Source organism: Sphingomonas sp. BRN-1R, from assembly GCF_057748035.1.
In genome coordinates, this window is sequence record NZ_CM173236.1 from 2,685,509 (window position 1) to 2,699,363 (window position 13,855).

Sequence of the window (13,855 nt, forward strand, 5' to 3'; positions counted from 1 at the left end):
CATCTGGCAGAACACAGTGGTCGGCAGATCATAGCCCTGCGCCGTGGGCACTCGAACTCTTCGGAGTGACGATTTGATCTGCCTCGAAACTCGTTCCGCGCTTATTAACCGCATCGCGAACAGCGATGGCGTGCGCGAGTTCATCCGGCCTGATGGCGCGACAATGGACTGGACCGATCTGGTCCGAACATCCCCTGCCCTAACAAAGACGGTCGTCCTCTCGAACGGCGAGGACGCTCTTGCTGCATTCGAACTGACCGCGCCCGGCATTTACCAGTCGCACACCATGTTCGCGAAGACGTGTCGTGGACGCCGAGCGATCAGCACCGCGCGCGAGATGGTCGCGTGGATGTTCGAGCATGGCGCGACGGTGGTCTGGGGATCGACCCCGCGCACCAACCGCAAGGCCTGCTGGTTCAACCGTCAGATCGGTGCGCGTGAGCTTGCCACGTCCGATGAAGCAGACGCCATTTTCGAAATCCGCCGCTCCGAGTGGGCGAGCTGATGGCAGCCATCTTCGCCACCCAAGATCCGGCGTTGATCAACAGCTTCGCGAACGACCCCGACATACTTCCCTTCTGCGGCTTCCCTGCCGGAACAGAGCGGGTCGATATGGCCGACCGCGCCGTTAACCCTGCCCTGCTCTTCGTCACGGACGGCGACGGCGCCATGATCTGCTTCGATCGCACGTCGGCAGGCTGGGAGTTTCACAGCATGTTCCGACGCTCGTGCCGTGGTCGCAAGGCCATCGCCGCCGCCCTTGCCATGTTCGATTGGCTGGCGCGCGAACGCGGCGCGACGACGCTTATCGGCACCTGCCCTGTCGAAAACCGGCCGGTCCGCTGGTTCTGCCGCCAGCTCGGCATGACGTCACAGGGCATCTCTCAAAACCATCAGTTCGGCCCCGTCGAGATCTTCAGGAAGGAACAGGAATGCCGTTAGCCGCAGCAGGTATCAGCGCTGCCGGGTCGCTGCTTGGTGGCATTACCGGAGGCAAGGGAGCGACGCGCGCGGCCCGGATCCAGGCCGACGCAGCTAAGGCCGGCATCGCCGAGCAGCGCAATGAGTTCAACACGATCCAGGCCAACGAAAAGCCGTATCAGGATGCCGGCACGTCCGCCCTGTCCAGCATGCTTGATCTGCTGGGGCTTGGAACGAGCGGCGCTGATGGCCAGCAGTCTGCTATCGACGCGCTGAAAGCCTCTCCTGCTTTCACGTCCCTTTTCAAAACCGGCAACGACACCATTCTGCAGGACGCGAGCGCAACCGGTGGATTGCGGGGCGGGAATACGCAGAACAGCCTAGCGAACTTCGGGTCCTCGTTGCTCGCTCAGCAAATTCAGCAGCGGCTAGGTGCCCTCGGTGGTCTTGTCGGCGTCGGCCAAGCAGGGGCTGCCGGCACGAACGCGGCGGCAACGAACACCGGGAGCGCTATAACAAACCTTCTTGGCCAGCAGGGGGCTGCCTCGGCTGGTGGCACCCTTGGCGCGGCCACTTCATGGCAGAACGCACTGAACAGCGTGGGCAAGCTCCTTGGCGGATCAGGGCTTACCAGCCTGTTCGGCAGCAACACGCCCACCATCAACAATCCAAATGTCGATCTGTCCGGCATCAAGACGAACTTGGCCTGGTAATGGCAAGCGATCCCAGCCAGCTCATGTCGATACTCGCTCAATCCTCTGGGCAGTTCGGCAACTCATTCCTCGAAGGACAGCAGGCAGCACAGCAAAAGGCGGCCAACGATCAGGTCATCGCGCTCAACGCGGCCAAGCTCCAGGACGTGCAGCGGCAGACCGCCGCCGACGCGGCTTTCCAATCGGACTGGGCGAGCTACCTGAAGAACCCGACTACGGATGGCCTAGCGGGGATCGCAGTCAAGTATCCGGCGCACGCGGACGCTGTGAAGGAATTTTGGGCCATCAAGGGACCCGAGGCCCGGAACGCCGATCTCAGTGCGATCAGCCAGCCGCTATCCGCCCTCCAGAACAACCGCCCCGATCTCGCCGTGCAGACGCTGCAGCAATACCGCGACGCGGCAGTGCGGGCCGGCAAGCCCACCGCCGATCTGGACGACGAAATTTCCGCGCTTCAGTCGGGCGATAAGGATGCCATCAACGCCGTGAAGGGCACGTTGATGATGCACCTTGCCGCCGTTGATCAGGACGGCAAGTTCGCGGAGAGCCTGTCGCGAGCAAAGAAGGCGTTGTCGGGCGGTGATCCCTACACGCTGGGCCCGAACGACGTCCGGTATGACGGCAACAACACGGTTGTCGCACGAGGTGTCGCGAAGCCCACCTATGAGAAGATCACCAACGCGGATGGATCAGAATCGCTGGTCCAAGTTGGAGGTGATGATGCAGGATCCGCGTCGGCACCTGCCGGGGGATCGGTCAACAAATCCGGCGGCGGCAATCAGCCGCTTTCCGTTCGGCTCAACAACCCCGGCGCGATCAGGTTCAGCCCCCAGAATCAGTGGCAGGGCCAAGTCGGCAACAGCGGCGGCTTCGTTCAGTTCGATACGCCCGCCAATGGTGCCCGCGCCCATCAACGGTTGATCGCCAATCAGATCAAGGCGGGCTATAACACGCCGCTCGCCTGGGCGCAGCACTATGCCCCCGCCAGCGACGGCAACGATCCGTCGGCCTATGCGGCCACGGTCGCGAAGGGCCTTGGGATTGGCGTCAACGATAAGATGCCGCTCAGCGCGGTGCCGAAGGTCGCTGCCCTGTCGGCGCGAGTCGAGTCCGGCGGCAGTCCGCCTGCTCATGATGGTCCGCTCGTTGGTGCCGCAGGCTCGTCATCCGCGCCCGGTGTGAAGGTCCTCTACACCTCCAAGCCGGCGGATGCAGGCCAGGATGCCGCAACCGTGGACTTCTACGGCCAGAAGGTTGCCGCCGGTGGTGATCTGCCGCAGCTGGGCATGGGCAAGCAGGCCGCCGCGATGCGTCAGGCCATCCTCGCTCGCGCAGCGCAAATTCAACAGGGACAGGGCATGAGCGGTGCTGATAGCAACCTGCTGCATGCTGACGTGAAGACGGCCACGACCGCCCTCGCGGCGCTACAGAAGACGCGGAACGGCCTGAACCCCTATCTCCAGACATTCGACGGCGCTTCAGCGCAGGTCCGCGCGTTAGCGCCGCAGGGTGTTGGCGGCTCGATACCGATCTTCAACCGGTGGATCCAGGGAGGCCGGACGAACGTCAGCGGCGATCCTGCGGTCAGTAAATTCAACGTCGCGATCAACGCGGTGGCGAACGAGAACGCCAAGATCATGTCGGGCGCGAGCGGCGGGGCGATCTCGTCGGACTCTGCCCGCCATGAAGCGATGGAGCTGATCAACAACGCGCAGACCCTGCCGCAGCTCTATGCCGTGCTGGACCAGATGCACACGGACACGCAGATCCGGATGAAGTCGCTAGACGACCGTCAGGCTGCGCTCAGGGCGACAATCGCCGGCAAGGGTTCTGGGCCGTCCACGACAGGCAGCGCTCCGGTCCGGGTATCCAGTCGTGCCCAAGCCATGGCGCTACAGCCCGGCACTGTTTTCATCACCCCTGATGGCCGGAGGCTCGTCCGCTAATGGCTCAAGCTGCTCGCGATGAGTTCGCAGGTTTCGAGCCGGCGCCGCTGTCACCCGACATCGCCGGCCGCAACGTCGATGGCCCGACCGATGAGTTTGCCGGCTTTCATGCGGCAGATGGCAGCGCGGTCGCGCCTGATCATCCCCAGGCCGTTCCGATGCCTGCCAACGGCGTGCCGGCACCGCACCCGCTCATGTTCGTGCCGGCTGGTGCCGATCTGTCCACAACGGTCGGCGATGCGAAGGTTGGCGATTGGCAGGATCTGCTACCGAAGCGTCCGGTCTCCAAGCTCTCTGCGGACGACGAGGCGACGCTGAACGGCCTGTATCGGTCGGGCACAGGAAGCGAGATCACGCAGTTCCTGTCGTCGCGGGGCTACTACGCGGACCCGCATCAGAACGACCTGTTCGCAGCCCAACGCGACAAGGCTCGCGCTCAGGGCGGCAAGGTCAACTACGGCATCACCTACGCGCTGCCCAAGGTCCACAATCAGGACGGCGCGGTCGGAGCCGCTGGGCGCGGTGTCGGGCGCGGCGCGACCGCCGACTTCCTGGATGAAGCTGGTGCGGTCGTTGATGCGCTAGGCGGCACGTCCGGCCGTAAGAACGTCTGGAACAGCGACAAATCCTTTGGCGATCTATATAACCGGAACGTCGATCAGAATCGCGCCATTCTGAGCGCGGACGACGAGGATCATCCATATGCATCATTGGCAGGTGAGATTGCTGGCGGTCTTGCTGTGCCTCTTGTTGGTGAAGGCGTCGGGCTCACGCGCGGTGTTTCGGCGGTGGCTCAGGACTCGTATCGCGCCGCCCGGCTTGAGGGCTTCACAGCCGACGAGGCCCGCACGATCGCACAGCGGTCCGTCGCTCGCCGACTCGCGACCGAGGGCGCGGCTTACGGTGGTGCCTACGGGGCAGGCTCCGCGGATGGCGATGCCGGCGAACGACTTCTAGGCGCTGCAACCGGAGCGGTAGAGGGCGGAGTAGCGGGTCGCGCGCTCGGCTTCGTTGGCGAGCATCTTGCGCCAACTGCCTACGCCGCGCGTGTCGCGGATCGCGCCTTACCGGCTGCCGAACCGTCCGAAGCGGCATTGGTGGGCCAAGCTGCCACGCGGCAACGCGTGGCGATCCTACCTCAGGATGTTGGCGGGCGCGGTGTGGGTCGCGCAACTCAAGGCGCGGCTCAGACACCGTTCGGGGCCAAAGTGATCGGGGACGCTGCTGACCGGCTATATGACAGCTTCAGCGGACGCGTCGGCGAACTGGCTGGCGATGCGCTATCGCCTAAGGATGTTGGCAACATCGTCGGCCAGCGTGCGGCGGATGTCGCCCGTCGTGGCGCATCAGCGGCCGACCAGACCAGCGGAGCCGTCGAGAATGCGCTTGCCGCGCCGGTCGATGCCACAAGCGCAGGACAGCTGATCCAACGCGGCGTATCGCGCTTCATGGATGACACTGCCGATCGCGCGTCCACCCTCTACGATCAGGTTCCGATAAGGCCGGAGCAGCCCGCCCAACTGAGCAGCACCCGCAGACTTCTGGGCGATCTGACCGAGGAATGGGCCAGCAATCCCAAGCTCGGCGCGCAGTTCCTGAACTCCAAGCTCAGCCGGTTCCTAAAAGCGCTGACGCCCGAGACGACACCGGTCCTGGACAGGAGCATGTCAGGGGTCGGTGTCCCTCCCCGGGTGATCGGAACGACCGAAAAAGGCGGACAGCTTTCGTGGAGCGATCTGTCCGAGTTCCGCACGCGTGTCGGCGACATGCTGTCCGATCCGAACCTGACGGAGAAGATCGCGCCCCGTCAGCTCCGTGCGCTGTATGGCGCCCTGACGACCGACATGGAGGCGACAGCGCGAGACGCCGGCCCCGAGGCGCTCAGCCGGTGGAAGCGCGCAAACAACTTCTACGATGGGCGCATGAAGCGCATCAACGATACGTTCTCGTTGGTGGTCGGCAAGAAGGGCGATGCGACGCCGAACGAAGCCTTCGCGTCGGTGCAGGCGATGCTCAAGCCGGGATCAACCGGCAATGCCTTGGCATTCGCGCGTATCATGCGTTCGCTATCGACAGAGGACGCGAATGCCGTCCGCGCCTCGATCGTCAATGACGCGCGCGGGGGGCGGCAGTTCGACCCCGACCGTTTCGCCAAGTCGTGGAGCCAGCTTTCCGAACGAGGCAAGTCCGCGCTGCTGCCGCAATCCGGCATGCGGGTGATGATGGACGACGCGGCCGGGCGTGCCGCGCTTGATAGCCGCAACCCGTTTGCTGGCATGAGCGGGGAACAGATCTTCGCCAAACTCGACGCTATGGCCGGCAACAGAGGTGACGCCAACCGCTTCGCTGCCACGCTGGCGAAGCTATCGCCGGACGAGGCCAATGCGGTTCGCTCCACCTTCATCGATCAGGGCGGCCGCGCTGCCCCTGGTGCACAGAACGCTGCTGGGGATGCGTTCAGTATCTCGCGCTGGCTGACACGCTGGAACACGATGACGCCCGACGCGAAAGCCGCCTTGTTCGGGCGGGGTGAGCTTCGCGCAGCAATGAACGACCTGGCGCTGGTCGCCGAGCATGTGAAAGCGTCTGAGCGGCTGGCCGGTCATAGCAACACAGGAGCCGTCAACAGCTTCAACGCGACCACTGGCGGCCTATTCGGCGCCGTTCAAAGTCTGATCGCCGGCACGTTCACAGGACACCCTTTGCTCGGGATTGCCGGCGGTATCTCGCTGTCCGCCCCCGCCGCCTATCAGAGGATCAGTGCGGAAGTGCTTACCTCGCCCCGGTTGCTGCGCTGGCTCACCCGCGTGCCGAAGCAGGCAGACCGTGCCGGGCAGCTCGCATATCTGTCGAAGCTGTCCACGATCGCCGCGCGCGAACCGGCCATCGCCGAAAACGTCCTCGACATGCGCGACTTCTTCCGAGCCGCCATTTCGAGATCACCCGAGAAGGCCGCCGCTCAGGATGAAGGCGATCGTCGGCAGAAAATACCAGACCAGCGGCGCGGCGCCGATCAGCAGCAGTAATTTTCGCATCAGCACGGGATATTGGGAATGACCGGTAAGGAACAAGAGGGGTACATGACGATCACGGAAGCGGCGACAGACGTGGCACAGGAGAAAAGCCTGTTGAGCATGATCTCCGATTGGCTGTTTCCCAATGGCCCGTTCGCCGGCCACGACTATCATGCCGAAGCGATCCGGGAAGCGACGCTCGACTGGCTGGCGGGGCAGCTTGCTGTCGTGTCGCATGCGCCGTTTTCAATCGCTAAAGCCGCGCTGAACAACGCGATCCCGGTCAGCGAGCGTCATGTTCTCGACGGCGGCGAAGCCTTCATTTTCGCGGTCGATCAGGCGGCAATCGTCTTGGGATGCGATCCTGATGCGGTGCAGCTTCGACCCCGGCAGCTGAATTCCTGAGGCTATGGACGCCCCGAAATCAACCGGCCGGAAATCGGATGGCACCTTTGCGCCCGGCAACGCGCTTGGAGGCCGGCCGAAAGGGTCGCGCCACAAGATCACGCTCGCGATCGAGGCGCTACTTGAGGGCGAGCACGAGAAATTGACCCGCAAGGCGATCGACATGGCGCTGGAGGGTGACGGGCCCGCTCTGCGGCTGTGCCTCGAACGTCTGGCGCCACCGCGCAAGGATGCCCCGATCGCCATTGATCTGCCCGCCGTGAAGTCTGCCGAGGACACCGTAACGGCTTCGTCAGCGGTGCTGGCAGCGGTCAGCGCGGGCGAAATTACGCCCGATGAGGCTGGGCGCGTGATGACGCTCCTGACGGCGCACAGGGCCATTGTTGAGGTTGGGGATCTGGAACGCCGCCTAGCGGCATTGGAGGCAGCGAGATGAGGAACGGAAACATGAAGGATCGCGTGAGAAGCCTTGAGGTGGCGCGGGCACCTGATCCGCTCAATCAGCAGCAGATTGAGGAGGACGCGGCGACCGTTCGCCTCAAGCTGAACAAGCTCGTGACAGGCTTCGCTGATGCCGATGCTGACGTGACGCCGGAACGGTGGGCGGCCATGTCGCTCGCCTCGCAGATGGCTTGGGTCATGCGCTTTAAGCCGCGAGCGTGCCACGCATGATGAGGGAGATGCATCGGCGGATCAGCGCCGTGGAGGCAATGCGCATGACGGCGCCGGCAGAGATACGCGCCTGGTTGGGCGACCCGCTCACCGCTGCCGAGCAACGCGACCTTGCCGCCGGACGGCGGATCCCCCCGGCATACAACCCAGCCGGCTCGCTACCCAACGCGCTTCAGGCCTGGCTCGATGAGCGTCCCGCATTCACGAAACAGGAGAAGTGATGATGGGCATGGCAACACTACGCAACCGGGTCGATCAGCTTGAAACGTCGTCGGGTGTCAACGTGCCCCGTCACCGTGTCGTGCTTGTGCCGTATGAGTCGAGCCGAGAGACCGCACTCGCCGCTGCTCGCATCCAGCCGGGCGAAAACGTCACCCTCGTCAATTTTGTCGCACCAGGGGACCGCGTATGATCCAGCCTGAGCCCCTGCACTTCGCTGTCGCGCATTACCTGTTCGCGGATGTGAAGGCGACACTGGAATCATGGCAGGCGGACTTGGACACTCGTCGCGAGGAAAGGGTTGCACAGTTCGAAAAGCGCCTTGCCGCGTCCGCCGTCGCTCCGGGCATGTCGTTCGCCGATCATGCGGAAATCCAGGCTGATGCCGCGATTGAGCGTTGGTGCGCCCAACGAGGTTCCCTTGCGGAGGACGCCGTGTCGCGCTTGAAACCGGAGACAGTAGCCGCCACTCAGAGGTTAGGCATGTCCGCGCAACTAGGGCATCTTATCGGCTTGCATCTCGACAACACACTTCGCCGGCTGGACATCGACCTGAGAGCAATCGTTCAGAATTCACGCTGACGTAAGTTTCCCTACGACAATCATCATCAAGCTTCCCTTCCTAAGAAAACTTTGATTCTGGCTCTTTGCTTTGCATGTCGACAAAATTTTTGATCGCGTCGAACGCGCTATTGTGCGCGCGTTGCAGGCCTATCATGGGATGGTCTTGCGAGCGCTGTGAGATCCGACCTTCGAAGCAAGCGTATTCCTCTTGCGGGAGGCCAAAAACATCTTTGAACCTGACTACGGATTTCATGGTCACCAAGATGAGGTCGGCGCCCGTAACGGTCTCAAGTATCTCTTTGGCGTCCAAGCCACTCCCTCCGAGTCGGCCCGAAGTCCATGTGCCCCGCGAGGCGACATCATGATTCCACAGCGATCCAGAGAGATCCACGCCCGGGCCGGTCATAACGAACCGCTGACCGCCCCCTTTCTCGACGGCTGTGATGTAGGCGTTGTATCCCCAGGACAGCTGGCGCGCGGGCGATAAACCCGAGTTGAACAGCTTCGCGCTGGCAAACAGTTGCCCAAACTGATCTAGGCCTACCTCGACAGCTTCAAAAACAAGATACGCTCGCGTCTGTGCTTGACCATTTTCCCGCGCGATGGCGTTGGCGTCGGCAGTAAGCTGGATGGCCCGTCTGCCCTGCCGTATTGTGACGATGAGAGCGATCAGCGCGACTGAGCTCGTCACGAAGCCGCCAAGGGCAATCAAATTATACCACCACGCCCGGTTAGCTGAAGCTTCGGCGGCAATTGCGGATCGAAGCGCGAAGCAGTCGGCGGGAGAACTAGCCCTCGGCAGTCGGCCGCAGAGCGTAGCGGCGGCATCCCCTGCGTCGGGTAAGCGCCATCCGATATACAGTCCCGCAGCGCCGACAGCTGAAATGCATAGGATCGCCGCCGATGTGATTACAACGGCTCGGCGACCGGGAAAGCTGGGCATCTGCATGCGCCATCCATAGACGGTTGGCGGCACCCTGCCCACCAGAGAGGCAGCAATCTAATCCTCAGGATTACGCAGCGATTACGTGAACGAAAAAGCCGGACCATTTCTGGTCCGGCTCTCGCCCACATTTCTGTGGAAAAACAATGGTGCACCCGGAGCGATTCGAACGCCCGACCCTCAGATTCGTAGTCTGATGCTCTATCCAGCTGAGCTACGGGTGCGCTGGGAGGTCGCCTTTACGACCGGTTTTTGCGGTGCGCAAGTGCGTTGCGCGATTCTTTTGCGAGGAATAGACGAAAGCCATGAAACGCCCCCTCCTCGCCGCCCTCATCGCCCTGCTGTCGACGGGGTGCGTCGAACAACGCGTCTCGCGCTACCCCTCGCTCCAGCCGCGCCCGATCGAGCGGCGCAGCAATGCCGAAGCCGTGACGGCGGAGGCCACCGCCGCGCCTGACCCCACGCTTGACCGGACGCTGGCAGATTATGCGAAGTCGCTGGCGGAGAGCGATTCGGGCTTCGTACCCGCAGCCGCCGTGGCGGAACGCGCGGCGCGTGCCGCACGCGGCGATTCGCCGGGCGGCGAGCGCTGGATCACCGCACAGACTGCGCTCGGCAAGCTCGACGCGTTTCGCGCCGCGACCTCGGCGACCGTCACCGATCTCGAGGAACTCGCGCTGAACCGTGCGCGCGACAGCAAGCCGCCCTATCCGGCGGCGGACGCGCTGAAGGACAAGGGCGAGGCGCAGCTCGCCGCCGAGATCAGCCGGATCGCGGAGATCCAGACGCTGGTGCCGGGCGGCTGATCCGATAGACGATGTGCCGGCGCAGCGGACTGTCCGCCGCGACGGCGGGATGGTCGAAGTCCGCCGCCGGGTCGCGCGTCATGCCGAGCCGCTCCATCAGCCGCCAGCTCGGCTGGTTGGCGGGCACCGTCATCGCCGCGATCTCGTCCGTGTCGAGATGCGTCCAGCCCCAGTCGAGGCTCGCGCGCGCAGCCTCCTGCGCATAGCCCTGCCCCCACTGCGCGCGGGCAAGCCGCCAGCCGATCTCGACGCCATCCGCCAGCGGCGTGCCGGCCGGCCCCGGCTTCACCCCGCAAAATCCGAGCAGCATTCCGTCCGCGCGACGCTCGACCGCCCAGAAGCAATGGCCGTGGCTTTGCAGCAGCGCGATCTGGCGATCGATCGCCGCGTCGCTCTCGGCACGCATCGCCGGCGCGCCGAGGAAGCGCATCACTTGCCGGTCGGTGCAGATCGCGTGAAACGGTGCGCGATCCTCGTCACGCCAGCCACGTAGGGTCAGCCGCTCCGTCTCGATCACGCCGGCCGCGCGATCGCATAAGCGACGGTGATCCGCCGCGGATCGTCAGCGCCGAACTTGGGATGTTCGAAGCTCGCGCCAAACGGCGCCATCCCCAGCCGCTCCATCACGCGCAGGCTGGCGCGGTTCTGCGCTGCGGTGATCGCGACGATGCGCGGTTCGGTGCGGTTTGCCCAGCCCCACGCTAGGCTCGCCCGCGCGGCTTCCTGCGCATAGCCCTGCCCCCAGGCGCTCGCCGCCAGCATCCAGCCGATTTCGAGTTCGCCCGCGATCGGCGTGTCCTCCGCACCCGGCTTGAGCCCGCAATAACCGATCACCGCACCGTCCACGCGCCGCGCGACCGTCCAGAAGCCGACGCCGTGCGCCGCGCGGTAGCCCTCGTGTCGCGCGATCGTCGCGGCACTGTCCCCGGGCGATTTCACCGGGCCGAGATCGGCCATCACCGCCGGATCGCTCCACATCGCGTGGAGCGGCGCATGGTCGGTCGCCACCGGCAGCCGCAGGATCAGGCGCCCCGTCTGGATCATACCCTCTCGATCATACCGTCTCGATCACGCGCCCAGCAGGCGCGCCGCGTGGAGCGCATGGTAGGTCAGCACGCCCGAACAGCCTGCGCGCTTGAACGCCATCAGCGTTTCGAGCACCACCGCGTCGCGCTCCGCCACGCCGGCTGCGACCGCTGCCTCAAGCATCGCATATTCGCCCGACACCTGGTAGGCGAACACCGGCACCTGGAACTCGGTCTTCACGCGCAGGATGATGTCGAGATAGGGCAGCCCCGGCTTGACCATCACGCTGTCCGCGCCCTCGGCGAGATCGAGCGCGACCTCGCGCAGCGCTTCCTCCGCGTTGGCGGAGTCCATCTGGTAGGTCTTCTTGTCGCCCTTGAGCAGCCCGCGCGAGCCGACCGCATCGCGGAACGGGCCGTAGAAGCCGCTCGCGTATTTCGCCGCATAGGACATGATCTGGACGTTGACCTTGCCCGCCCCTTCCAGCGCGTCGCGGATCTGGCCGATGCGCCCGTCCATCATGTCGGAAGGCGCTATGATGTCCGCCCCCGCCGCCGCCTGGTTGAGCGCCTGCGCGACCAGCATCTCGGCGGTGGTGTCGTTCACCACGTAACCGGCTTCGTCGACCAGCCCGTCATGGCCGTGCGCGGTATAGGGATCGAGCGCGACATCGGTCAGCACGCCGACTTCGGGCACCGCATCCTTCAGCGCGCGGGTGGCGCGGCACATCAGATTGTCGGGGTTGAGCGCCTCGCGCCCATCCTCGCTACGCAGGTGCGGCGGCGTGTTGGGGAACAGCGCCACGCAGGCGATGCCGGCATCGCGCGCTTCCTTGGCGCGCGCGACGATGTTGTCGATCGACCAGCGCGACACTCCCGGCAGGGTCGTGATCGGTTCCTCGACGCCCTCGCCTTCGGCGATGAACAGCGGCCAGATCAGGTCGGCGGGGGTCAGCACCGTCTCGGCATGGAGGCGGCGGCTCCACGGCGTGGAACGGGTGCGGCGGAGGCGAAGCGCGGGATAGTGACTCATGCCCGCCCAGATGCGCCCTCAGCCGCTCGGGTGCAACCGCCCGGCGGGCTCGGAGGTGGCGCGTGCGCTCTCGCGCGCCTGCTCGGCATGTTCGGGCACCGCCAGCACCTGCGAGCGCCAGTTGCCGCGAACGAAATATAGCGCGGCGAGCGCCAGCGACACGACCGAGCTGAGCGGGAACGCCCACCACAAGGCATCCGCGCCGAGCAACGGCTTGCCCAGCAGCGCGAGGCCGACGCGGAACGGGATCAGCGAGACGATCAGGATCAGCAACGGCGCGAGCGTCGCGCCATTGGCGCGTACGGTCGCGAACAGCACCATGGTCGCGCCGAACAGCAGGAACGTCCAGCTCGAGATGAGCTGGATATGCCGCGCGATCGGGATCGCCGGGCTGTGGCTGTCGATGAACAGCGCCATCACCGGCCGGTCGAACAGGATGATCGCGGTGATGACCACGAGCGTGATGATCGTATTGTAGAGGATGCCCGCACGCGTGATCTGGTTGACCCGCCCCCACAGCCCCGCGCCGATATTCTGCGCGGCCATGCTGCTCACCGCCGCGCCGATCGCCATCGCCGGCATCTGGATGTAGTTCCACAACTGCTGCGACACCGCATAGGCCGCCGCCGTCTCCACGCCCTGCCGGTTGACGAGGCCGATCATGGTCAGGCCTGACACCGACATTACCAGCATCTGCGCCGCCATCGGCACGCCCTTGGCGACGATGATCCGCACCAGCGCGGGATCGGGGATCAGATAGGCAAGCTCCGCGCCGCGCAGCCGGATCGGCAGATCGCGCGCATAGATATAGACGAGCAGCCCCACCGCCGACACCGCCGCCGCGATCAGCGTCGCGGTCGCCGAGCCGGCGATGCCCATTTCCGGGAATGGCCCGATCCCCCGGATCAGTAGCGGGTTGAGCCCCGCGTCGATCACCGCGCTCAGCACCATGAACCACATCGGCGTGATCGCATCGCCGGTGCCGCGCAGCCCGATCTGGATCAGCAGGCCGAGCATCGACAGCGGCAGGCCAAGGAAGATCACGCGCAGATAGATGAGCGCCAGCGCCTGCGCGCTGCCCGGCGTCGCCATGACGTGGAGGATCTGGGGCGCGAACACATAGCCAAGCACCGCGATCACCACCGCCGTGCCGAGCACCAGCCCGACCGCCGATCCGAACGCCCTGCGCGCCGCCTCGATATCGCGCCGCCCCATCGACTGGCCGATCAGGATCGACGCGGCCATGCCGAAGCCGAACACCGCGCCGAAGGTGAGGAACATCACGATCGTGGCGTTGGACGTCGCCGCCAGCGCACTCTCGCCGAGGAATCGGCCGACCCAGATCGAATTGATCGACCCGTTGAGCGTCTGGAGGATGTTCGACGCGAGCGTCGGCAGCGCGAAGGCGAGCAACGTCCGCCCGATCGGGCCGGTCGTCAGATCCCTGCCTTGCCGTGTCGGCGGCTGTGCCACGCGCGCATCCTCTCGTCTGGTATGGGAAAGCGCGATAGGCGAGACGCCGGGATTCTCAAAGGGGGCGCGGCGGGAAAGGCCGCTTCGCGGGTTCACGCCGTCGCTCCGCACGTCATGGAAG

17 protein-coding genes and 1 tRNA gene are annotated in these 13,855 nt (G+C 64.9%); 12 read left to right on the forward strand and 6 right to left on the reverse strand.

What is annotated here, in order from left to right; genetic code table 11:
• The first annotated feature begins 73 nt into the window (after positions 1 to 73).
• From AC3ANX_RS12375 to AC3ANX_RS12425, 11 genes are read left to right on the forward strand one after another with little or no spacing between them, the layout of a single operon-like run.
• Positions 74 to 505 (forward strand): hypothetical protein, encoded by a 432-nt coding sequence (locus AC3ANX_RS12375; RefSeq protein WP_488333580.1) that lies wholly within the window; start codon positions 74 to 76, stop codon positions 503 to 505.
• Complete coding sequence (locus AC3ANX_RS12380) at positions 505 to 942, forward strand: N-acetyltransferase (protein ID WP_488333581.1); 438 nt, start codon at positions 505 to 507, stop codon at positions 940 to 942. The genes AC3ANX_RS12375 and AC3ANX_RS12380 overlap by 1 nt, the downstream gene beginning before the upstream one ends.
• Positions 933 to 1,634 carry a hypothetical protein gene (locus AC3ANX_RS12385; protein WP_488333582.1) on the forward strand — a complete coding sequence of 234 codons (702 nt, stop codon included), beginning with the start codon at positions 933 to 935 and terminating at the stop codon, positions 1,632 to 1,634. Before AC3ANX_RS12380 ends, AC3ANX_RS12385 begins: the two co-directional genes overlap by 10 nt.
• Positions 1,634 to 3,580 (forward strand): hypothetical protein, encoded by a 1,947-nt coding sequence (locus AC3ANX_RS12390; protein WP_488333583.1) that lies wholly within the window; start codon positions 1,634 to 1,636, stop codon positions 3,578 to 3,580. Before AC3ANX_RS12385 ends, AC3ANX_RS12390 begins: the two co-directional genes overlap by 1 nt.
• A complete protein-coding gene (locus tag AC3ANX_RS12395; protein ID WP_488333584.1) occupies positions 3,580 to 6,606 on the forward strand; it encodes a hypothetical protein in 3,027 nt (1,008 codons plus the stop codon). Before AC3ANX_RS12390 ends, AC3ANX_RS12395 begins: the two co-directional genes overlap by 1 nt.
• Positions 6,607 to 6,660: 54 nt before the next feature.
• Complete coding sequence (locus AC3ANX_RS12400; RefSeq protein ID WP_488333585.1) at positions 6,661 to 6,999, forward strand: hypothetical protein; 339 nt, start codon at positions 6,661 to 6,663, stop codon at positions 6,997 to 6,999.
• A 4-nt stretch (positions 7,000 to 7,003) separates the two neighbouring features.
• Positions 7,004 to 7,435 carry a hypothetical protein gene (locus tag AC3ANX_RS12405; protein WP_488333586.1) on the forward strand — a complete coding sequence of 144 codons (432 nt, stop codon included), beginning with the start codon at positions 7,004 to 7,006 and terminating at the stop codon, positions 7,433 to 7,435.
• An 11-nt stretch (positions 7,436 to 7,446) separates the two neighbouring features.
• Positions 7,447 to 7,671, forward strand: coding sequence for a hypothetical protein (locus tag AC3ANX_RS12410; protein WP_488333587.1), 225 nt, complete (start codon positions 7,447 to 7,449; stop codon positions 7,669 to 7,671).
• 8 nt (positions 7,672 to 7,679) lie between these two features.
• Positions 7,680 to 7,892 (forward strand): hypothetical protein, encoded by a 213-nt coding sequence (locus tag AC3ANX_RS12415; RefSeq protein WP_488333588.1) that lies wholly within the window; start codon positions 7,680 to 7,682, stop codon positions 7,890 to 7,892.
• Positions 7,892 to 8,083: a hypothetical protein gene (locus AC3ANX_RS12420; RefSeq protein WP_488333589.1), complete on the forward strand. Its 192-nt coding sequence runs from the start codon at positions 7,892 to 7,894 to the stop codon at positions 8,081 to 8,083. The genes AC3ANX_RS12415 and AC3ANX_RS12420 overlap by 1 nt, the downstream gene beginning before the upstream one ends.
• Positions 8,080 to 8,472, forward strand: coding sequence for a hypothetical protein (locus AC3ANX_RS12425; protein WP_488333590.1), 393 nt, complete (start codon positions 8,080 to 8,082; stop codon positions 8,470 to 8,472). Before AC3ANX_RS12420 ends, AC3ANX_RS12425 begins: the two co-directional genes overlap by 4 nt.
• 40 nt (positions 8,473 to 8,512) lie before the next feature.
• Here the strand turns inward: AC3ANX_RS12425 and AC3ANX_RS12430 are convergent, their stop codons facing one another.
• Both AC3ANX_RS12430 and AC3ANX_RS12435 read right to left on the reverse strand, forming a co-directional pair.
• Positions 8,513 to 9,403, reverse strand: a complete 891-nt coding sequence (locus AC3ANX_RS12430; protein WP_488333591.1) for a hypothetical protein — start codon at positions 9,401 to 9,403, stop codon at positions 8,513 to 8,515.
• Between the two features lie 141 nt (positions 9,404 to 9,544).
• Positions 9,545 to 9,621, reverse strand: a tRNA-Arg gene (locus tag AC3ANX_RS12435).
• An 81-nt stretch (positions 9,622 to 9,702) separates the two neighbouring features.
• Between AC3ANX_RS12435 and AC3ANX_RS12440 the strand changes: the two genes are divergently transcribed.
• Entirely contained in the window at positions 9,703 to 10,203 is a 501-nt protein-coding gene (locus AC3ANX_RS12440; RefSeq protein WP_488333592.1) for a hypothetical protein, read from the forward strand.
• Here the strand turns inward: AC3ANX_RS12440 and AC3ANX_RS12445 are convergent.
• From AC3ANX_RS12445 to AC3ANX_RS12460, 4 genes are read right to left on the reverse strand one after another with little or no spacing between them, the layout of a single operon-like run.
• Positions 10,160 to 10,720 (reverse strand): GNAT family N-acetyltransferase, encoded by a 561-nt coding sequence (locus AC3ANX_RS12445; protein ID WP_488333593.1) that lies wholly within the window; start codon positions 10,718 to 10,720, stop codon positions 10,160 to 10,162. The two genes, AC3ANX_RS12440 and AC3ANX_RS12445, sit on opposite strands and share 44 nt — an antisense overlap.
• Positions 10,717 to 11,247: a GNAT family N-acetyltransferase gene (locus AC3ANX_RS12450; RefSeq protein ID WP_488333594.1), complete on the reverse strand. Its 531-nt coding sequence runs from the start codon at positions 11,245 to 11,247 to the stop codon at positions 10,717 to 10,719. The genes AC3ANX_RS12445 and AC3ANX_RS12450 overlap by 4 nt, the downstream gene beginning before the upstream one ends.
• 24 nt (positions 11,248 to 11,271) lie before the next feature.
• On the reverse strand, positions 11,272 to 12,261 hold the full coding sequence (gene hemB / locus AC3ANX_RS12455; RefSeq protein WP_488333595.1) for a porphobilinogen synthase: 990 nt from the start codon (positions 12,259 to 12,261) through the stop codon (positions 11,272 to 11,274).
• A gap of 18 nt (positions 12,262 to 12,279) precedes the next feature.
• Complete coding sequence (locus AC3ANX_RS12460; RefSeq protein ID WP_488333596.1) at positions 12,280 to 13,734, reverse strand: MATE family efflux transporter; 1,455 nt, start codon at positions 13,732 to 13,734, stop codon at positions 12,280 to 12,282.
• Between the last annotated feature and the right edge of the window lie 121 nt (positions 13,735 to 13,855).